The organism is Paracnuella aquatica (genome assembly GCF_003332885.2).
GTDB lineage: Bacteria > Bacteroidota > Bacteroidia > Chitinophagales > Chitinophagaceae > Flavisolibacter > Flavisolibacter aquaticus.
Genome location: NZ_QOWJ01000004.1, coordinates 290,767 through 312,082 on the forward strand (window position 1 = coordinate 290,767; position 21,316 = coordinate 312,082).

The following is a 21,316-nucleotide window of genomic DNA, read 5'->3' on the forward strand; positions in this document are numbered from 1 at the left end:
TTTATGATCAACAAATTATTGGGCATCGCTATAATAGCATTGGTAGCTGCCTCCTGCGAAAGCTCGGGCAACAACCGGGTATCCGAACCGATTCCGGCACCAACTACATTTACACCGGATGCCACACCAGCCGCTACACCAACCACACAAGGCGCAGCAGCAACCACCACTACCCCTGTCACCAACAGCAATGCAACCGTTGCGCTTAACCCGGCACACGGCGCACCGGGGCACCGCTGCGAACTTCCAGTTGGTGCGCCACTGGATGGCAGTGCTGGCGCCGCAACAGCCGCACCTGCTGGCGTTGGGGCAGCACCCATGATGCAAATTCCTCCAGCTCCCCTGCCGTCGTCGGGACAAACAGCCCGCCTGAACCCGGCGCATGGTGCACCCGGTCATGATTGTTCCATACCAGTGGGACAGCCGCTGCGCAACTAATTTTTATAACGCTGGTTCTAATGAACCGGTGGTTGATTTATATGTAAAGCCCTGCAAGCATGCAGGGCTTTAGTTTTTTGTTTCTTTGCCATTCAGAGCAAGCCATTCAATGAAAGAGATCAACGCCATTATTGAAGCCTATCGGCAAATACAACCTGCCCCCACCGGCGCCGCACTGGCCACCGTTTCCAGGGTTGAGGGATCGTCGTACCGCAGAACGGGCGCCCGCATGCTGGTGCTGGAAAACGGGCAATATGTGGGCGGCATCAGTGGCGGTTGCCTCGAAGGCGATGCATTGCGCAGGGCGCAAAAAGCCATTGCCCTGCGAACGCCATCGGTGGTTACGTACGATACGACGCAGGACGATGACCACCAGGTGGGTGTGGGCCTTGGCTGCAATGGGGTGATCGATGTTTTGTTTACACCAATCGTTGCGGAGCGACCCAATCCTATTGAACTTTTGGAAAAAGTGGCCGGCACCCGTGTGCCCCGTGTGCTGCTTACCATAACCGATGGTGGTACACATAAAGAGTTGTTGGGAACGGTGCTGCTGTATGAAGATGATGCTTTAATGCTGCAAACTTTTCCAATACCAGCCATTGCGCCCTATGTGTTGCAACAAACCAAAGAAAGCCTGGCGCAGATGACCTCGCAAACAGCGTCATTCCAAAATGAGAATCAAACGGTGCAGGTTTTTATCGAGGTGTTGCGGCCTGCCACTCGGCTCGTTATTTATGGCGGCAATTATGATATTTACCCGCTAGTAAGAATTGCTTCGGAACAGGGCTGGCATACAACAGTGGTGATGAACACGGCAAAGGCCGACAAATCGCTGTTTACAACCGCCAGCAAAGTGCTGCACCATAAGGGCAATGAAACGCCCGAAATTGACGATCACACCGCAGTGGTGCTGATGGCACACGACCTGGCAACCGACCAGCAAAATTTGCAGCAAGTATTGCAAACTAACGCTGCATACGTTGGGCTGCTTGGGCCAAAAAAGCGAACGCTGAAAATGGTGAATGCATTGATTGCCGAAGGAATTGCGATTACGGCAAATGACGAACAAAGAATTTACTCACCGGCCGGGTTAGACATTGGCGCTACCACACCCGAAGCAATTGCGCTGTCGATTGTAGCCGAAATTACCAGCCATTTTGCCGGCAGGCCGGGCACGCCGCTCCGCATGAAGCAGGGAACCATCCATGGCAATGCTGCGCAATAAATCGTATATTTTTTTTAAGAATGCCGCATGCCCTGCCGCACTTTAAATACATGGAACAGTTGCGGGAACAGCGCATCCATCGCATCCCGCACACCACCTTCCGAACCGGGCAGCGTGATCAGCAACGAGTTTTTGGCAAAGCCGGCCACTCCCCGCGACAGCATGGCGAAAGGCATCCGCTGCTGGCCGTAATGGCGCACCGTTTCCATGATGCCTGGAACGGGTGTATCCAGCAACGGCTCGATAGCATCAGGCGTTACATCACGCGGAGAAAGACCGGTGCCACCGGTAAAGATCACAAGGTCAATTCCATTTTCGATGAAAGCATTTGCCTGCGCCTGTATTGCAGCAACTTCATCGGGTATAACGGTAATGGATACCCGCTCCACACCAAGTCCCTCTAACCTATGCACCAGGAACTGGCCAGCAGTGTCCTTATTTTCACCCCGCGTAATAGTATCGGAGCAAACCACAACAGCAGCAGACAAACCCGCTCCGCTCAACGATTTTTTGTCCGATTTACCGCCTTCTTTTTTTACCAACCTTATGCTGCTGATCTCCACTTCTTTGTCGATGGGTTTAAGCATGTCGTACATAGTAAGTGCAGCAATAGCAGCGCCATGCATGGCTTCCACTTCCACACCGGTGCGGTAAATGGCATGCACTTCCACTTCAATCACTACCGTCGTTCCTTCCACGCGGTGGGTGATGGCGGTGTACTCTACGGGCAGCGGGTGACAATCGGGAATAACATCACTTGTTTTTTTCACCGCCAATAATCCGGCAGCCCTGCTGAACTCAAACACATCACCTTTAGGCACGCTGCGGCTTTGAATAGCATCGATTGTTTCTTGCTTGCTTACCTGCAGCGTGGCGCTGGCAATGGCCTTGCGCAGTGTAGTGTTTTTGTGTGTAATATCAACCATCTTATTGATTCACTTTCCATTGGTGAGTGGCATCGCCAAATTGTTCTTTACCCCAAACCGGCAGCTCGGCTTTGATGCGCTCCACCACTTCGGTGCAGGCTTCAATGGCAGCTTTTCGGTGCTTTGATGAAGTAAATACAAACAAACAAATTTCGCCGACAGCAACTACACCCAGGCTATGGTACACATGCATGCAGGTAAGGTTGTATTTAGCAAAAATATCTTCGCGAATGGCACCCATTTGTTCCAGCGCCATTGGTTCGTACGAAGTGTATTCAATTGCTGTTACGGTTTTTTCATCCAACACATCGGCACGTACCTGCCCCAGGAAAATAGAGTGGCCGCCAATGCCTTTTTGCGTGCTGTGTTTTTGGATGCTTTCGGCAATAAAGCTTGCCGGGATGGCGCCCTGAACAAATATGTTTTTAAGCTTGTGTTCTTTCATGTTGTTTTGTTTGTGCCGCTTCTTTCCAACTCAGTATACCGCCGCGCAGGCTGTAGATTTTTTTTAAGGGAAATGCATGGGCCAACTGCTTTGCAGCCTGCTGGCTGCGCTTGCCACCCTGGCAAAATACAACGATGCTTTGGTGATTGATGTTTCCAAATAGATCGGGCACTGTAGCAAGCGGCACTTGCCGGTGTGCAAATTCAGTTACCGGCGGAAGCTCGTCTAATTCCCGAACATCGATCACCAGTGTGTCGGCTTGTTGCAACAACTGGTTAAATTGCGCTACGTCTATTTCTTCAAATCCACTTATACCGCATTGCACCGCATAACCCGTTGCCTCAAATGCTGCACGGCTTGTTGGTTGTAATGGATTGGGAAGCGGTGCCGGCTGCACTTCAAAGTCGTACCAACTATCCTGTAATAGGTTATACGTTTGCACCCTATTGATCAATGGCCGGCCAATGCCGGCAATGAGCTTGATGGCTTGCACTGCCTGCAAACTGCCAATGATGGCGGGCAACACTCCCAGTACGCCGGCTTCGGCACAATTGGCAACTTCGCCATCTTGCGGCGGGGTTGGAAACAGGTCGCGGTAATTGACTGCAGCAGTATTTTTTGTTGGCACATTAAACACAGCTACCTGCCCTTCAAACCGAGATACTGCTCCGTACACCAAGGGCTTTTGCAACAACACACATGCATCATTTACGAGGTAACGTGTGGGGAAGTTATCAGAAGTGTCTACAACAATGTCGTAAGGGGCTATCAAGTTCCATGCATTGACAGTAGTAAGCCGTTCGGCATGCACAATGACTTGAACATCATCATTCATAGCCCGCAGCCGTAGTGCTGCCTGTGCGGCTTTTGGTTTGCCAATATCCTCCATGGTGTACAGCACCTGGCGGTGCAGGTTAGACAGCGCCACCACATCATCATCTACAATACCCAAAGTACCTACACCGGCAGCAGTAAGGTATTGCAACACGGGGCACCCCAGGCCGCCGGCACCAATCACCAGCACCTTTGCGGACAGCAGTTTTTGCTGGCCCTCAGCGCCCAGTTCTTTTAAGATTATTTGCCGGTGATACCGCTCCATTGTGCCCATAAATTATCCTCCTGAAAATGGCGGCAATAAGGCCACAGTTGCACCGCCACTGAGCGGGGTATTTTCTGTTACAATAATTTTATTGACCGCAATGCGATAGGTAGTTGTTGCCAGTGCAGGCATGCGCCGTTGCAGTTCCAGTTGCAGCGATGCGGTATCAGCCACACCATCTAACTCCAGGTTGCTGGCACCGGCCAGTTCCGCTAATTGTCCAAAAAGCAACACTTGGATCATGGTATCTTTTTTTGCAGCAGGTAGTTTAAAAAAATACTACGCTCCTGTAAATAATAATTTATACGATGCGAGCAGCAGCACCAGGGCCAGTATGCGTTTCAGGCTTTGCTGCGGCAAGCGCATAGACCCATAATAAGCCCCACCCAATCCGCCCGCAAACGCCACCGCCACATACAGGTACATGTCGGTGCTGAACTGCACGCCTTTCACCAACTGCCCACCGAGGCCAGCCAGTGAGTTGACAAAAATAAACAGGGCGCTGACGGAGGCCGTTTGTTTTTGCCCGGCCCAGCCCAGCAACAAGATGACCGGCGATAGCAGAATGCCGCCGCCAATACCAATAAGCCCCGACAAAAATCCGATAATGCTGCCGATAAACAATGCCAGCCCGATGTTGGGCGCTTTGCTCTCCCCTTCTTCGCCGTTTCTAAACGCCAGAAACCGAACAATGGGCACCAGCAAGAGCAGCCCCAAAATATGTTTGTACACCTGCCCATCCACAACGATCAAACCGCCGATGAATGAAAAAGGAATGGAGGCCAATGCAAAGGGCAAAAAGAGTTTGGTATTGAAATGCCCGCCGCGATAAAACTGCACAAATGCAACCACCGAAACAAACAGGTTGAGCAACAAAGCCGTTGGTTTCATCACCTCTGGCGCCACGCTGAAAATGGCCATCAGCGCCAGGTAGCCGCTGGCGCCACCATGCCCTACCGAGGCATACAAAAATGCCACGCACAACAGGAGCACCAAAAACAGGATCGTTAATTCCATAACGGCTATCTAAACAGGCAATAAATGAATGGTAATTAAATCGCCTTCTGCACAGGTTTCTATGTTTTCATCCACCTGTATCAGGCAATTGGCTTGTGCGAATGACCGCATTTTATACGATTCCTGCGCATCCAGCGGAACAGCAGTTTGCCCATCCCAGGCCCCTTTCAAAAAATGCGTGATGCCTACCGCTTTTTTATAGGGTTTACTAAGAGGTACCTGCAGTTTTTTTAGCGTAAGATCGCGGCCGGTTAAGTGGGCCAGAGCAGGCAACACATACAAGTAAAAACAAGTGAGCACCGATGAAGGATTGCCGGGCAAACCAAACACGAGTTTTTTGCCCTGCATGCCCATGAACAGCGGCTTGCCGGGTCGTTGTTTTATTTTATGAAAAAGTGGCGTCACCCCATTTTGCGTGGCGGCACCAATCACAAAATCATAGTCGCCAACACTCACACCGCCGGTGAGCAGCACCACATCGGATTCATTCAATGCAGCCCCTAAAACATTTGCCAGTGCAGCGGGATCATCGTGCACCTGACGCACTGTAACATTCGGGATGTGCAAGATGCTCAAAGCTGTTGTTAATGCAAATGAATTGGACTCGTACACCTGGCCATAGGCCAATGGCGCACCGGGCTGCTGCAACTCGTTGCCCGTAACAATGATGGTGATGGTTGGGTTGGGCACCACCGGCACCTGTGTGATGCCTAGGCCCGCAAGGAAACCAACAGCCGCAGCAGACAAAGGGCTTCCTTTTGGTAGCGCCAATTCTCCTCTTTCCATTTCCGAACCTGCCGGCCGCACATTAGCACCCGGTTGCAGTTGTGCATCGAGTATGTGCAGCCTGTTTCCTTCCACTTTCACTTTTTCCTGCATCACCACGGTATCGGCGCCATGCGGCACCGGTGCGCCGGTAAAAATGCGGGCGGAGTTTTGCGGCTGCAATTGTATTTGCTTGTGGCTGCCTGCAGGCACCACGCCATCAATATTCAGCGTGTTGTGCGCCTGCCACCCGGCAAAAGAAAAAGCGTATCCATCCATTGATGATTGCGGAAAAGCAGGAATGCGCAACGGTGCCATAACATCTTCTGCCAGCACCAGCCGGGCCGCATCAGCCAGCGGCAGCACTACGGCTTCCAACGGTTGAACATGGGCGGCAATAATAGCTCCGGCTTCTTCCGTGCCGATCATGGTGCGCATTTTCAAATAATGATTTGAGGTGGTCAACAAACTGGTGAAGGGATGAATTTAAGTGATTTGGTGGATTTAGGGTTTTGAACCACGGAGGCACATCGACAGGGAGTGACACGGAGGAAATGTTATGTATTGGGTTGGATAAATTGGTGGCAGCAAAACGTCATTCAGAACATGAATGGAGCTAGCGTTTGAACCTTCATTGAAAGGCGCTTTTTAAAACAAAACCACCTTTACCCAATGCTGAATTGTGCTGCAAAACAACAAGCGAAAATCGTTAACCACCAATCGTGATCATGCTACGGTTTTGCACTGTATCTGCCTGCAGGTTTTGAAAATCGGCGGGCAGTTGGCCACCCAGCTGGCGGGCCTTTGCCGCAATGCTTTGATGAATGAGCGGCAACACATCGGCGCCGTGGCGCAGCGGGGTGAGCAGGTCGGTTTCGGCTTGTGAAAACAGGCAGTTTTTGAGCTTGCCGTCGGCCGTCAGGCGCATCCGGTTGCAGTCGCCGCAAAAATGGGCGCTCATGGTGCTGATCACCGAAAAAGTACCGGCATGGCCCGGCACCATAAAGCCTTTTGCGGTATCATGCGCTACGCCTTTCAGCGGAATAAAATCAAATTGTTCGCCAATGGTGTGCAGCATTTGTTGCAGCGTTACCACTTTGTTGCTCGTCCACCGGTTGCCACTAAATGGCATAAACTCGATGAACCGCACATGCACCGGCACATCGCGGGTCCATTGCACAAAATCGGCCAACTCGCCATCATTGAGGCCCTTCATCACCACCACGTTCACTTTTACATGAAAGTCTTTTTGCAACAGCATTTGAATATTGTCCATCACCTGCTGAAAGCCATCACGCCGGGTGATCATGGCAAAACGGTCGGACTGCAAGGTATCGAGGCTGATGTTGAGCGACCGCACGCCGGCATCTTCCAACACATCGATAAATTGATGCAGCCTCGTACCGTTGGTGGTCATCGTGAGCTGCACGGGCAACCGCGAAAGCGACAGGATGATATCAGCTGCATCTTTGCGTACCAGCGGTTCACCGCCCGTGAGCCGGATCTTATTTACGCCCTGCGAAACAAATATTTTGGCCAGCGTTTCAATCTCGCCTTTTTGCATCAGCCGCGATGCCGGGGTAAAATCATACTCCTCTTCGGGCATGCAGTAAAAGCACCGCAGGTTGCAGTTATCCGTCAGCGAAATGCGCAGATAATTGTGGATGCGGTTATGGTTATCACGGATCATGTTGTACGCTGGTGTTTGAGCAGGTTTTGGTAATCGGCATCGGTATCTACATCCACTGCACCTTCGGGGAATGAAATGGCTTCCACGCTGTTGGCATGTGCCTTTAAAATGCTGCGGGCACCCACATCACCAGTTAGCTGTAAAAGTTCGATGAACATAGTTTGATGGAAAAGTGTAGGCGGACCAAATGTATCGGCGTAGCTGCACGTGATGATGGGCTTGCCGGTGCGCTGGTGGGCTTCGTGCAATTCCAGCAACAAGTTTGCGGAAACTAACGGCTGGTCGCACACCATCAGGATAACGGCTTGCACATGGGGATAGGCCGTTTGCACATGCCCAATTCCTGCACGAATGGAAGCCGCCATGCCTTCGCTCCACTCACTATTTTTTACCACATCAACACCATTGCTATCAATTCCCGCCTGCACTTCATCGGCATGGGCACCAAGCACTAACACCACAGGGCCAAGGGATGCTTCTTTTGCCACCCGCACACTGTGCTGCAGCAACAGTTCGCCTTCCAGCGAAAGCAGTTGCTTTAGCCGGCCCAGCCTTGCCGAGCGGCCTGCAGCCGCAATCAGCAACGCCGTGCATTCACTGCTGTTTGCTCCCCTATTCATGGTGTGTTTTGTTCGTGCATTTTAAAAATCGGTCGGCTATTTGGTAATGCTTATGCAGAAGCATTAACGCTGTGCACCCAGTGCTTTTATGCACATTAGCATCAAATAACAATGCAATATACTTTGTAAATCTAGGCTTCCATCACTTTATCGGGGGTAATGGGCAGCGAACGGATGCGTTTCCCCGTGGCATTGAACACGGCATTGGCCACCGCAGGTGCCACGCCAATGATGGCAATTTCGCCCAAACCTTTGGAGCCCATCGGGTTGGTGTACGGGTCTTTTTTGTTTACAAACAGCACGTCCACTTTTGGTATATCGGCATTTACCGGCACATGGTAATCAGCCAGGTTGTTGTTGATAGGCCGGCCAAACCGGTGGTCCATTACCACCGCTTCCATCAGGGCCATGCCTACACCGCCCACCGCGCCACCAATCATCTGGCTTTCGGCGGTTTTGGGACTAACAATCGTACCTGCATCGGCGCAGGAAACAATATGGTCGATCTTGATGCGGCCGGTGGGCGGATGCACCCGCAGCTTTACAAAATGCACCGAGTAAGAGTAACTGGAATAAGGCTGGTTTTGCCCCCTCGATTCCTTGGTCAGTTCCAGCGCCGGCAGGCTGTTGCGCTGCAACAGGTCGGCATAGGAGATTTTTACTGAACCATCCCGCTTGAGCGACAAACCGGTTTCCGAAAAAACGAGGTCGTCTACTTTTACCTCGTGCACGTTGGCGGTATGAAATGGCGAGCCCTCTTTGCTGGCCAGTGCGGCCAGTTGTTCCTTTAGTGCGGCACATACATCGTGCACTGCTGCACCCACCGTAGATGTAACCATTGAGCCGCCCTGTGTGGGGCCCGGCGGCAGGCCGGTGCTGCCCATTTGCACCGCAATTTGTTTGGGCGGCATGCCCATTTGCTCCGATGCAATGGTGGTCATCATGGTGGCGGTGCCGGGGCCCATATCGTTTACCGAACACTGCAGCACCAACTTATTATCCCGTTGCAAAATGGCCTTTACTGTTGCGCTGCCCCTGAATGCACCAAACGAACCCGTGCCCATGCCGTAGCCTACCAGCCAGTCGCCCTCCTGGCGTGCACGGGGCTGCAGTTTGCGGTCCTTCCAGCCAATGCGGTCAGAGCCCAGTTCGTAGCATTCTTTCAAAAATTTACTCGACCAGGGCAGGTTGCGTTCGGGGTCGGTATCGGCATGGTTGCGGATGCGAAATTCAATGGGATCAAGGTTCAGCGCAAATGCCAGTTCGTCCATAGCCGACTCCAACGCAAAACAACCCGTGGCCTCGCCGGGGCCACGCATCCAGATGGGCGTACACACATTGAGCGGCACCAGCCGGTACCGCGTGGTTACGTTGGAACAGGCATATAAAAACCGCGAAATATTGACCGTAGCCTCGGTAAACTCTTCGTACGGCGATGTGTTGGCTGTGGCTTCGTGGGTAATGGCTGTAAGCTTGCCATCGGCGGTTGCGCCGAGGCCAATTTTCTGAACCGTTTCGGGGCGATAGCCCACGTTGGTAAACATCTGTTCGCGGTGCAGCATCAGCTTCAGCGGCCTGCCTATTTTTTGGGCACCCATAATGGCTGCAATTTCATACGGCCAGGTGCGCAGCGCCATGCCGAATGCACCACCAATATGCTCTGCATGTACGGTTACATTTTCGGCCTTGAGGCCAAATGCATCGCGGATGGAATTTTGCGTGGAACCCACACCCTGCGTTTTGGTATACACCGTTACTTTATCGGCGCCCTCCCACCGGGCAATGATGCTGCCCAACTCCATTGGGTTGTGTACTTCAACGGGGTGATTATATTGTTGTTCCAGTTTTACCGGCGCATTTTTATATGCATCCAGTTCGCCGCGTTTGTAATCTTCAAAGCGGGGGCCTGTGGGTATTTTTGCTTTGGCCAAATTCGCCTCCATGTCGGTTTGGTGCGCCGCTTTTTCAAACTGCGCTTTTACCAGTTTGGCTGCATGCAAAACCCGCTCATAAGTATCGGCAATGACCAGCGCAATCGGCTGATCGTAGTAAAAAATTTCGTCGTTGTAAAAAACGCGCAGCGGCTGTCCGCCGGTTTGTGGCTTCGACGGGTCTTTGCCCGTTTGATAGCCCGGTATCTTTGGTGCATTGAGGTGGGTAATTACTGCTAATACACCCGGTGCCCGCTCGGCACTTTTTGTATCAATGGCTTTGATGCGGCCTTTGGCAACCGTGCTGCCTACCAAAAAACCATAGGCCGTGTTTTGAATTTTATACTCAGCCGAATACGTGGCGCCGCCGGTTACTTTGGCCCTGCCATCTACCCGGTCAATGGGATCGCGTTCCGGAGCATCAAAGAAATGGTGTTGGTCCATACAATGTTTTTAAGATTTACCGACGGCGGTTTTCAATGCCTCCACAATAGCGTTGGGAGCCAGCTTTAATTTAAAGTTGTTGTGCCCGTATCCTTTGGCGCCCTGTATGGCCAGTTGCGCAGCCTGTCCAAAGTTTGCCTCGGTGGCTTCTTTTCCTTTCAGGAAATTTTCGGCTGCAGTAAGGCGCCAGGGCTTATGTGCCACGCCGCCCATGGCCAGGCGTACATCGCGGATGGCGTTACGCTGCATATCCACTGCAGCTGCCACCGATACCAATGCAAATGCATAGGAGCTGCGGTCGCGGACCTTGAGGTAATGGGTGCTTTTGGCAAATGCATTTTGGGGTATTTCAATGCCGGTAATGAGTTCGCCACGCTCCAGCGTATTGTCCTTTTGCGGCAGTTCGCCGGGCAGGCGATGAAAAGATAAAAATGGAATAGAACGACTACCCTTTGGACCCGTAACCTGCACCGTTGCATCGAGTGCCGCCAGTGCAACGCACATATCGCTGGGGTGCACGGCAATGCATTTATCCGATGCACCAAATATGGCATGCATGCGGTTGTAGCCTTTCAGCGCACCGCAGCCCTGGCCGGGTTGCCGTTTGTTGCAGGGCATATCGGTGTTGTAAAAATATGGGCAGCGGGTTCGTTGCATCATGTTGCCGCCTACGGTGGCCATGTTGCGGATCTGCTGCGAGGCGCCGGCCTGCAGCGCCTGTGCCAGCAACGGCTGTTCTTTTTGCACCAACTCACTATCTGCCACGGCGCTGTTGAGGGCCAGTGCACCAATGCGTAACTTGCTGCCTTCCTTTTTTATTTCCTTTAGCGCCAGGTTGTTGATGTCAATTAATTTTTGTGGCGCCGTTACGCCTTTCTTCATCAGGTCAACCAGGTTGGTGCCGCCGGCAATCCACTGCGCCACGCCATCTTTTACCAGCGCATCCACGGCTGCTTTTGCCGTAGCTACACGTATGTATTCGAAGTTGATCATATGCGCTGCCCTCCTTTTTTTACATCGGCAATGGCCTTCACAATATTGGGATAAGCGCCGCAACGGCAAATATTGCCGCTCATATACTCCCGTATTTCATCGTCGGAACCTGCATGCCCCTCGCGGATGCAGGCAATGCCCGACATGATTTGTCCCGGTGTGCAATAGCCGCACTGAAAGCCGTCGTGTTTGATAAAAGCTTCCTGCATGGGATGCAGGTTTTCGCCATTGGCCAACCCTTCGATGGTAGTGACTTTTTTGCCTTCCTGCATCACTGCAAGCGACAGGCAGGAAAGCACCCGCTGGCCATCAACATGCACGGTGCAGGCACCGCACTGCCCATGGTCGCAACCTTTTTTGGTACCGGTGAGGGCCAGCTGTTCGCGCAGGAGGTCGAGTAAAGTGGTGCGTGGCTCAATAGATAAGCGGTGGGTGACGCCATTTACTTCCACCGACAAGGGAAGCTTTTCAAAATATGCGGCGGCCTTTTCGTCGAGTTGGGCATCGGCGGCTTTTACCAGCAGGGGCGGCATGGCGGCAATGGCTGCAAGCAACGACGATTGTTTTAAAAAATCCCTACGGCCCTGTGCCGGGCCACCCTCCTCGTTAGGGTTGGGTGCAGGTTTTTTATGGGGCATAAACAACTTGGTTTGGTTAGGTAAGGGTTGGCTTGCGCCGGAGGCCATTGAGTATTGCAAATGGCCGGCCACCATCTCTAAGTTAAACCATCGCTGCAAGAGATAGAAAAAGGGAAGGCTTTTATTTACGCCTTCCCTTTGCTCTTAAGGTTGTTCTATTTGAAATCTAAATGGTCCTAATGTGCAGGCTGTGCCTTTTGAAATGATTTTACTGCTTCGCCTAAATCAAGCACCTCCACTTGCTGGCCCAAAGTGGACTGGATCAATGAACTGCCTGCAGCGCTGCGGTACCCGCCGGCACAATGCACCACAATGGGTTTGCCTGTTGGAATTTCAGCTACCCGCTGGCGCAGTTCGGCCAGTGGAATGGAAATGCTGTTGCTGAATATTTTCCCTTCCTTTACTTCCAAAGTGTTGCGTACATCCACAATGGTGTATTCTTCGGTGGCCTGTTTAAATGCGGGCAGATCGATGGCTTCGTCTTGCTCCGCTCCACCGGTTATCACCAAGCCTTTGATTACAGCTGTTTCGTATCCAATGGAAGCAGCACGCTGCAACACCCGCTGCACCTGTTCGCTGTTTTCACCAGCGAGGTAAAAACGTTCGCCGGGCTTGATAATGCTGCCCAGCCATGTTTCCAGTTTGCCGTCTTCCATCAGGTTGATACTGTGGGGCAGGTGGCCCTTTTTATAGGTGGCTGCATCCCGTACGTCCACCACCCATGCATCGGGGTCCAGTGCTGCTTGTTGTTGCTCGATGGTAACGGCTCCAATGTTTTGATGCAACGGCGCAGCGCCATTACGATTCAGCTCTACATCGAACGGGAAATACGCCGGAACAAAAGGCTGGTCGGCCAACAGGTTTTGAACAAATTCTTCTTCGGTGGCTTCCTGCAGGCTCCAGTTGGTTTGTTTTTCTTTACCAATGGTACTGCTGCTTTCCTTGCTTAAATTTTTGCCACACAATGTGCCGGCGCCATGGGCTGGATATACCAGTACATCTTCGTTGAGCACTGCCAGTTTTTGGCGCAGCGAATGATACATCTGTTTTGCTAACGCTTCACGTTTTGCCTGCAGTTTACCGGCACCTTCGCGGAGGTCGGGGCGGCCGCAATCGCCAATGAATAAGGTATCGCCGGTGAATACCGCTTTCTGTTTGCCGTCGTGCTCCAGCAATATGCTGATGCCATCCGGCGAATGGCCCGGGGTGTTGATGGCCGTGAGTTTTATTTTGCCCAATTGTATCGACTGGCCTTCATCAAAGGTTTGATGCGGGTAAGCAGCATCAACCAATTTGCTGGTATAAATGGTTGCGTTCAGTGTTTGGTGTAGTTCCAAATGGCTGCTTACAAAATCGGCATGCGGATGCGTTTCAATAACACCAATGATGGTGGCGTTGTGGTCCTTTGCAAAATCGTGGTATTGTTGCACGTCACGTGCCGGGTCGATCAGCACTATTTTCTGTTCGCATTCGCTCAATACCGCGTAGCTATAAAGTGCCAGATGCTTGTCTTCAAATTGCTGAATCTTCATGTTTGATTTCTTTTCTGTGTTGAACAATAACCGGTGCGAAAGCCTGATCCTGAAATGCCGTGTGTTCCATCATGATCAACTTTTAACCTTCCGAAAACTGCGCCAAATGATGCAAGGAAGCAAGGCGAGGTGCAAAAGCGCATGTTCATGAATAAAAGCACGCATTCTTCGGAAAACCTTGACCGGCTTTAACCCGTTTGTTTCCACAAATTTACTGCGGCGAATAGCAGCCATTCGTGATGCAAGTCACGCTGAAGTTATTGGCATAATTGCGCAACCTTTCGTAAAAAGCAGCACCAAAAACACCGTGAGCATTGGATAATTCAGAAATAACTTCAAGGAACCTTACAAACATTTAATGGACATAATCAATGACGACTTTTTAAAATAACACTGGCCACTACATCAGCAGTGGCCAGTGTTATTTTAAAAAATGAAGCGTTAGCTTTTATCCAAATTGAATTGTATTTGATGATGCCGCATTAATCGGCGAATTGCAAATTATTATGCGCCAACAACTGCTCTTTTTCGATGGTGGATGCCAGCCACAAGCGGTAGCCACCCGAAAGGTTATACACCCTTTCAAAGCCGCTTTGCAACAATATACGGGCAGCCATGTAACCACGCAGCCCAATCTGGCAAAAAAGATAGATCGGTGCATCTTTGGGCAGTTCGGTAAGCCGGCTGCGCAACTCGTCGAGGGGAACATTTACTGCATGGCCGATGCTGCCCGATGCAAATTCAGTTGGTGTTCTTACATCCAGCAAAAAGCTGTTTCCCGATTCTGCTTCCGGGCTATCCCAATACCAGGGCTGAACGCGGTGCAACAAAATATTTTCCGCGGCATAGCCTGCAATATTGACCGGGTCTTTGGCCGACGAAAACGGCGGCGCATAAGCATGTTCAATTTCAGTAAGGTCGTAAATCGTCCCACCTTTTTTAATTACTGAAGCCAACAGGTCGAGTCGTTTGTCCACACCATCGCCGCCCACAACCTGGGCGCCTAATAAGCGACCGGTGCCGGGTGCAAACGCCAATTGAATGGTCATCATATTGGCGCCGGGATAATAGCCTGCATGCGAACCATTATAGGTTGTAGAAACCAGGTGTTCGATGCCGGCTGCTTTTAAATGCTTAACCGCCATACCGGCAACGCCTGCGGTGAGGTCAAAGATTTTTACAATGGCAGTATTGATGGCACCTTCATAAACCTGCGCATTGCCCAACACAATATTATTGGCACAAATGCGCCCCTGCTTGTTGGCCGGACCGGCCAGGAAACTCGACATCGACTTGCCGGTGATGGGATTGTCAAATTCAATTGCATCGCCCACCGCATAGATATGGGGATTGGATGTTTGCAAATGCTTGTTTACCCAAATACCACCGGCAGCACCCAGTTGCAGGCCGGCCGCTTTTGCCAGCAGCACATCAGGCCGAACGCCGATGGACAAAATGACCACGTCGGCTTCGAGTGCATCACCAATATTGAGTGAAAGCGACAACCGATCAAGCGGCTCCTCGTAAAAGCCGGTTACTGCGGTATTCAAAATCAGCCGGATGCCTTTGCTGCGCAGATGTTGTTGCACCAATGCCGCCATCGGGTAATCAAGCGGCGCCATTACCTGGTTGCTCATTTCCACAACGGTAACTTCCATGCCCAGGTGGGCCAGGTTCTCGGCCATTTCAAGGCCAATAAAACCGGCACCAATCACTACTGCTTTGCCTTTCGGGAAATGTTGCACATATGATTTTATGACATCGGTATCGGCCACATTGCGCAGCGTAAAAATGCCTTTCAAATTGATACCGGGCAGTGGAGGTCGGATGGGTTCGGCGCCGGGCGAAAGCACCAGTTTATCGTACCGCTCGGTGTATACTTCACCGGTAAACAAGTTGGTAGCGGTTACGGTTTGCGCCACCGGGTCGATGGAAGTAACCTCGGTGCGAACCCGCACATCGATGGCAAACCTGTTCTTAAACGCCGTTGCTGTCTGCACAAACAATTTGTTGCGGTCGGTGATTACATCGCCGATGTAATACGGCAAACCGCAGTTTGCGTAAGAAACATAATCGCCTTTTTCAAAAAGAATAACAGAAGCATGTTCGTCCATGCGCCGAAGCCGTGCTGCGGTGCTAGCCCCGCCGGCCACCGCGCCAATGATGATGTATTGCATGATCAGTTGAATGAGTGATTTTGTGTTACAAAAAGACGCCGCCACCACTCCTCCTTGCGTGACTTGGATCACACCTGATCAATCTCATGTTTTGCTGTTGCATCAGCATCGCATAAAAGCTTGTAGGTAATGAATCAGTTTCAAGTACTACATACATTGAAACATGCAGCAGTACTGCACTATACAAGAAGATAATGATTTATTTAAGCCTTTTATTTACATAAAAAAATGCCGCAACATCCAGTGTTTGCGTCACTGCTTGTTGCGGCATTGGTTAAGACAATTGATTTATGTCAGCCGAATTTATTTACCTAAAACTGCCATGCATTAATGCGGCAGTCTTTCGCGGAAGTAGCCATACACCCAAGTACCGGCAACAGCACTCAATAGCACTACTGCAATGACGAGGAATCCGGCACCGATCTGTGCGAATAGTGGTCCCGGGCAAGCGCCGGTCATGGCCCAGCCCAAACCAAAGATCAAACCACCATAGATCTGTCCCTTGTTGAATTTTTTCGGATGAAACTCGATGGCCTCGCCATAGATGGTCTTTACCTTAAACTTTTTGATCAGCCAAACCGAGAGCATGCCCACAACGATGGCGGTACCAATAACGCCGTACATGTGGAAGCTTTGCAGGCGGAACATTTCCTGTATGCGAAACCAGGAAATAACTTCTGCTTTGGTGAACGCTATTCCAAACAGGATGCCTACTGCTGCATACTTCAGGTTGTGGTACCATTTGTGCTGCAAATGCGATTCGTTGATACACATGGTATCCTGCGCTCTTGCCTCGTAATCGGTGTCCACAAAGGTGGGCGCAGTGTTGGTTTCTACAGAAATTTTATTAAAAACGCCGGGCATTGTTTCTTAGGTTTTACAATTTTAAAATAAAGGGTAAAATCAGGTTGGCCATCAGAAAGCCGCCCGCCATAAATGCGGCCGTTGCAATCATAGAAGGCACCTGCAAATTAGAAATGCCTATGATCGAATGACCACTGGTGCAACCGCCTGCATACCGGGCACCAAAACCCACCAGGAAACCGCCACCCACCAGCATGATCAGGCCACGCAGCGTGAACAATGCATCGATGCTGAACAGCTCTTTGGGCAACACCTTCGAATGGTCTTCGATGCCGTATTCTTTAAGTTCCGACAACAGTGCCGGTGCCACCTGCACAGGGTTTGGATCGGAAAGAAACTGTGTGGCCAGCAAGCCGCCGATGAGGATGCCACCCACAAAAAACAGGTTCCATGCTTCCTTTTTCCAATTGTATTGAAAGAAAGGAATTTTGGCCGGGAAGCAGGCGGCACAGGCATGCCGCAGGTTTGCCGAAATACCAAAATGTTTATTGCCCAAAATCAGCAGTGCCGGCACGGTTAGCCCGATGAGGGCACCCGCTACATACCAGGGCCAGGGTTGTTGTAAAAGCTCCATTGTGTTGTTTGTTTTGCGGTAGCAAAAATGATATTGCGGCGTTTCATTTACCGTGACTTATATCACGGCCTGTCAACCGCTTTTACCTGTTGTTGTTTTCTTGGCCTGGTGCGGCCTCTTTGCTGCCTTTTTTAAACGAGCCAACCAGCAATGCACCAAGCAGGGCAAAATAAAGCGTACTGTTTAGGGGGCTGGATGTGATGCTGCAAGTGCCGGTAAGGCAGTCAACATATTTCCAGTATAAAAATCCACCCAGTGCACCGACAGCTAAACCGATTCCATAGGTCTTATTCAGCAGCATCCAATTCCAAACTTTTTCCATATGCACTACGCTATTTTGCTTGTTGAAAAATATGTTACTGTAATACAAGGCCGCCTTGCAAAGCGCCATGCATACGCATACAACACGTTGCAAAGGCAGGCCTCATTTGCGCTTATTTTTTTGCTAAAGTAGATGGACATACATAATCGGTAACGGGCACTGCACCACTTTCTTTGATGGCTTTAAAACCGCCGTTGATGTCGATCAGGTTGTCGAAGCCGCGGGCCTTTAAAATCGAATTAAAGATCATGGAGCGATAACCACCTGCGCAGTGCACGTAGTAGGTGCCGTCTTTGTCAAGCGATGCTAGATGATCGTTGATATTATCCAGCGGCATATTTACTGCACCGTCCACATGCTCACTGATAAACTCACCTTGTTTGCGCACATCCAGCACCGTTATATCGTTATTCAATTGCTTGCTAAATTCTTCAGCCGTGATCGATTCAATGCGATCAATTTCCTTACCGCTATTTTGCCATGCAGCAAAACCGCCGGCGAGGTAACCAATGGTATAATCATAGCCAACACGGGCCAGGCGGGTAATCACTTCTTCTTCACGGCCTTCATCGGTAACGAGCAAAATTTGCTGTTTGATATCTGGAATGAGGGCACCCACCCAAGGCGCAAATGAACCATCAATACCAATGTTGATGGAATTGGGAATAAAGCCTTGGGCAAAGGTTTGCGGCGCTCTTGTATCGAGCACGATGGCGCCGGTTTCATTAGCGGCAGTTTCAAATGCATCAGGCGAAAGCGCTTGTTTGCCACGTTGCAACACTGCCGAAATGCTTTCGTAGCCTTTCTTATTGAGCATTACGTTTAATGGAAAATATGCGGGCGGTGTGGTGAGCCCGTCGGTTACTTCTTTAATAAATTCATCGCGGGTCATGTCAGCACGCAGGGCATAGTTTGTTTTCTTTTGATTGCCCAATGTATCAGAAGTTTCCTTGCTCATGTTTTTACCACAAGCCGAACCCGCACCATGCGCAGGATACACCACCACATCGTCGGCCAGCGGCATGATCTTGCTGCGCAGCGAATCGAATAAGGTTCCGGCCAGTTCTTCCTGCGTCATGCTGGCTGCTTTTTGTGCCAGGTCGGGGCGGCCAACATCACCAATAAACAGCGTATCGCCGCTAAACAGCGCTACATCTTTCCCCGATTCATCTTTCAACAGGTAGCAGGTGCTTTCCATGGTGTGACCAGGCGTATGCAGCACTTTAAACGTGAGGCTACCTACTTTAAACTCCTGCCCGTCTGTTGCAATGATGGCATCGAACGAAGGCGTGGCATTTGGACCGTACACAATGGGAGCTCCCGATTGTTTGGAAAGGTCCACGTGGCCCGACACAAAGTCGGCATGAAAATGCGTTTCAAAAACGTACTTGATGGCAGCGCCGTTGCGGCTTGCTTTCTGCAGGTAAGGCTCCACTTCACGCAGCGGATCGATCACTACAGCTTCGCCTTCGCTTTCGATATAATAAGCGCCTTGAGCCAAACATCCGGTATAAATCTGTTCTATTTTCATGTCGGTATTTTTTTATTTGATGCTGTAAAATTGCGGCTCTGCAGCCCTTTATTTCGTGACCCGAGTCACGCCGCTTATTGCGGCAATGTTAATATTGTTTCTTTAAGAATGATATAAATCCCCATTACCAGCACAAACCAACCAAAGCCCTTTTTGAGTTTACCGCCCGGTATCTTTACACTCAATGCACCGCCGATAAAAATACCCGCAATGGCAATCAGCGCAATCTTAAGCAGGAACCACCAGTCGATGGAAAACTGGCCAAGGTCTCCTGCAAAGCCAATCAGCGAATTGAGTGCAATGATGAGCAGCGATGTGCCCACTGCTTTTTTCATGGGCAAGCGGAGCAAAAATACCAGTGCGGGAATGAGTAAAAATCCGCCACCGGCACCCAACAGCCCGGTGATGAGGCCGATAGCTACACCATAGCCCAACAGCTTCGACAAACGAATGCACTCGGGGCATTCCGGCGCTTCGGCTGCGTTATTTTTTTCGCGGATCATACCGATGGATGCCACCAGCATCAGCAGCGCAAACAGCACCATGGTGAGCACCGAAGAACTGAGTGTATAATTGCCAATGGTGAGTATATCATGCGGTATGGCGGGTACCAAAAACCGGCGGGTAAGAAAAACGGTAAGCACTGATGCCGCGCCAAAAAACAAGGCCGCTTTAAGGTTTACCAAACCTTTGCGATACTGTGTAAATGCGCCCACCAAACTTGTGGTACCCACAATAAAAAGCGAGTATGATGTGGCCAGCAGGGGATGCAAGCCAAACAGGTACACCATAACCGGAACGGTTAAAATGGAGCCACCGCCACCAATAAGCCCCAGCGAAATACCAATCAATAACGACGCGATGTATCCAATCCCTTCCATGCTGCTTTTAAAGGCAAAGCTGGCTTATTGCACTGTAGCAATTCGTGATATAAGTCACGACAGTGCTACATCGAGGTTAATGATTTCCACTTTAGAGCCGTGCAGCTTTACAATGCCCTTTTCGGAAAGCTTTTTCATGAGTCGGGAAATCACCTCACGGGAAGAGTTGAGCTCTTGCGCCATTTCGGTAAACGGAATAGCGATGAAGTTGGTGCCCAGTTTTTCCTGGTGCCGCTTTAGGTAAAACACCAAGCGTTCGTCCATGTTGCGGAACGCAATGTGATCAATGGTTTGGAGCAATTCATCAAACCGCTGGCGGTATGAGTTGACCGCAAACTGCGCCCAGCTTTTGTATTTGCCCATCCACTCGTTGGTGTACTGCACCGGAATGCTCAACACCGTTGAGGGCTTATCGGCTTTGGCCATCAACCCGCTGGTTTCCTGTCCCAATGCACACACCAATGAAATGGCGCAGGCCTGGCCACCATCGAGGTAGTACATAAACACCTCGTTGCCCTGGTCGTCTTCGCGGTAAATTTTGATCAAACCATCGATCACCAGCATCGTGGCGCGGATGTTTTGCCCGGTACGCATCAGCAATTCGCCTTCGGCCAATGTTTTCACTTCGGCCACGGAAAATATTTCGCTGATCAGTTCTGGTTCCAGCGTGGGGAAATAAAGGGAAAGGTCCTTTTCGGTCATAGTTGCAAAGGTAGCTGATGTGTTGGATCAGCAATTTAATGGAGTGTGTCACTAAATAAGACCAGCATTTCGCCACTTACACCATTTGTCTACTTGCCGCTATTGGCTCGCAGATCGGTGAAACACAATGAATCCAGCTGGAGAATATAATTGAGGAATGAGCGGATTATTAATGTGAAGAAACTGACGGTGGATTAAAGTAGTTGAAATGGAGTATTGGACAGTGCATCCAGCGCTAAATACAGATTCAATGAAACAATCTCGTTCTTCAATTAGATTTAGAGGCGCACTGCTCCGAAGTGTATGCTCGATTGAAATTCTCCCATTTTTTAAAAGTGAGAAGATTGAATTGCTCCCTTAAAACGATGAAACCCGCTACCAGAGCGGGTTTTGTAAATCTTCAGCGAAAAGTGGACTAGAATAGTAGTAAATTAAGAGAGGGTTTCCATTCACTCACCTCAAAAACAATGATCATGGAAACAAGACCTCAAAAGCCCTCCAC

The 21,316-nt window shown here is 50.5% G+C and carries 21 protein-coding genes; 2 read left to right on the top strand and 19 right to left on the bottom strand.

The genetic code is table 11. From position 1 onward, the window contains the following. Positions 1 to 3: 3 nt before the first annotated feature. Positions 4 to 438, top strand: coding sequence for a hypothetical protein (locus DRJ53_RS08910; protein WP_114235261.1), 435 nt, complete (start codon positions 4 to 6; stop codon positions 436 to 438). Positions 439 to 547: 109 nt separating this feature from the next. Further along, complete coding sequence (locus tag DRJ53_RS08915) at positions 548 to 1,663, top strand: XdhC family protein (RefSeq protein ID WP_114235262.1); 1,116 nt, start codon at positions 548 to 550, stop codon at positions 1,661 to 1,663. A gap of 14 nt (positions 1,664 to 1,677) precedes the next feature. On the opposite strand, the gene moaCB is transcribed toward DRJ53_RS08915, so the two are convergent. From moaCB to DRJ53_RS09010, 19 genes are all read right to left on the bottom strand, one after another. After that, positions 1,678 to 2,589 carry a bifunctional molybdenum cofactor biosynthesis protein MoaC/MoaB gene (gene moaCB, locus DRJ53_RS08920; RefSeq protein WP_114235263.1) on the bottom strand — a complete coding sequence of 304 codons (912 nt, stop codon included), beginning with the start codon at positions 2,587 to 2,589 and terminating at the stop codon, positions 1,678 to 1,680. 1 nt (position 2,590) lies between these two features. Continuing rightward, on the bottom strand, positions 2,591 to 3,034 hold the full coding sequence (locus DRJ53_RS08925) for a molybdenum cofactor biosynthesis protein MoaE (protein WP_114235264.1): 444 nt from the start codon (positions 3,032 to 3,034) through the stop codon (positions 2,591 to 2,593). Further along, on the bottom strand, positions 3,015 to 4,133 hold the full coding sequence (locus DRJ53_RS08930) for a ThiF family adenylyltransferase (protein WP_241558499.1): 1,119 nt from the start codon (positions 4,131 to 4,133) through the stop codon (positions 3,015 to 3,017). The genes DRJ53_RS08925 and DRJ53_RS08930 overlap by 20 nt, the downstream gene beginning before the upstream one ends. A gap of 12 nt (positions 4,134 to 4,145) precedes the next feature. Next, positions 4,146 to 4,376, bottom strand: a complete 231-nt coding sequence (locus DRJ53_RS08935) for a MoaD/ThiS family protein (RefSeq protein ID WP_114235266.1) — start codon at positions 4,374 to 4,376, stop codon at positions 4,146 to 4,148. 36 nt (positions 4,377 to 4,412) lie between these two features. Next, entirely contained in the window at positions 4,413 to 5,150 is a 738-nt protein-coding gene (locus DRJ53_RS08940) for a sulfite exporter TauE/SafE family protein (RefSeq protein WP_114235267.1), read from the bottom strand. 9 nt (positions 5,151 to 5,159) lie between these two features. Next, complete coding sequence (locus tag DRJ53_RS08945; RefSeq protein WP_241558500.1) at positions 5,160 to 6,353, bottom strand: molybdopterin molybdotransferase MoeA; 1,194 nt, start codon at positions 6,351 to 6,353, stop codon at positions 5,160 to 5,162. A 271-nt stretch (positions 6,354 to 6,624) separates the two neighbouring features. Beyond that, positions 6,625 to 7,605, bottom strand: coding sequence for a GTP 3',8-cyclase MoaA (moaA, locus tag DRJ53_RS08950; protein WP_114235268.1), 981 nt, complete (start codon positions 7,603 to 7,605; stop codon positions 6,625 to 6,627). Next, a complete protein-coding gene (locus tag DRJ53_RS08955) occupies positions 7,602 to 8,225 on the bottom strand; it encodes a nucleotidyltransferase family protein (protein ID WP_114235269.1) in 624 nt (207 codons plus the stop codon). The genes moaA and DRJ53_RS08955 overlap by 4 nt, the downstream gene beginning before the upstream one ends. Positions 8,226 to 8,356: 131 nt before the next feature. After that, on the bottom strand, positions 8,357 to 10,600 hold the full coding sequence (locus DRJ53_RS08960; RefSeq protein ID WP_114235270.1) for a xanthine dehydrogenase family protein molybdopterin-binding subunit: 2,244 nt from the start codon (positions 10,598 to 10,600) through the stop codon (positions 8,357 to 8,359). A 9-nt stretch (positions 10,601 to 10,609) separates the two neighbouring features. Beyond that, positions 10,610 to 11,593, bottom strand: coding sequence for an FAD binding domain-containing protein (locus DRJ53_RS08965; protein WP_114235271.1), 984 nt, complete (start codon positions 11,591 to 11,593; stop codon positions 10,610 to 10,612). After that, positions 11,590 to 12,231, bottom strand: a complete 642-nt coding sequence (locus DRJ53_RS08970; protein ID WP_114235300.1) for a 2Fe-2S iron-sulfur cluster-binding protein — start codon at positions 12,229 to 12,231, stop codon at positions 11,590 to 11,592. Before DRJ53_RS08970 ends, DRJ53_RS08965 begins: the two co-directional genes overlap by 4 nt. A gap of 176 nt (positions 12,232 to 12,407) precedes the next feature. Beyond that, a complete protein-coding gene (locus tag DRJ53_RS08975; RefSeq protein ID WP_114235272.1) occupies positions 12,408 to 13,763 on the bottom strand; it encodes an MBL fold metallo-hydrolase in 1,356 nt (451 codons plus the stop codon). 482 nt (positions 13,764 to 14,245) lie between these two features. Beyond that, positions 14,246 to 16,012: an FAD-dependent oxidoreductase gene (locus DRJ53_RS08980; protein WP_206609743.1), complete on the bottom strand. Its 1,767-nt coding sequence runs from the start codon at positions 16,010 to 16,012 to the stop codon at positions 14,246 to 14,248. Between the two features lie 255 nt (positions 16,013 to 16,267). Then, a complete protein-coding gene (locus DRJ53_RS08985; RefSeq protein ID WP_175580743.1) occupies positions 16,268 to 16,804 on the bottom strand; it encodes a DUF6691 family protein in 537 nt (178 codons plus the stop codon). Positions 16,805 to 16,817: 13 nt separating this feature from the next. Then, positions 16,818 to 17,378: a YeeE/YedE family protein gene (locus DRJ53_RS08990; protein ID WP_114235274.1), complete on the bottom strand. Its 561-nt coding sequence runs from the start codon at positions 17,376 to 17,378 to the stop codon at positions 16,818 to 16,820. Positions 17,379 to 17,460: 82 nt separating this feature from the next. Then, complete coding sequence (locus tag DRJ53_RS08995) at positions 17,461 to 17,700, bottom strand: hypothetical protein (RefSeq protein ID WP_114235275.1); 240 nt, start codon at positions 17,698 to 17,700, stop codon at positions 17,461 to 17,463. 112 nt (positions 17,701 to 17,812) lie between these two features. Next, entirely contained in the window at positions 17,813 to 19,231 is a 1,419-nt protein-coding gene (locus DRJ53_RS09000) for an MBL fold metallo-hydrolase (protein ID WP_114235276.1), read from the bottom strand. A 74-nt stretch (positions 19,232 to 19,305) separates the two neighbouring features. Beyond that, entirely contained in the window at positions 19,306 to 20,112 is an 807-nt protein-coding gene (locus DRJ53_RS09005) for a sulfite exporter TauE/SafE family protein (RefSeq protein ID WP_114235277.1), read from the bottom strand. Between the two features lie 54 nt (positions 20,113 to 20,166). Next, positions 20,167 to 20,814 (bottom strand): Crp/Fnr family transcriptional regulator, encoded by a 648-nt coding sequence (locus DRJ53_RS09010; RefSeq protein ID WP_114235278.1) that lies wholly within the window; start codon positions 20,812 to 20,814, stop codon positions 20,167 to 20,169. Positions 20,815 to 21,316 lie beyond the last annotated feature (502 nt).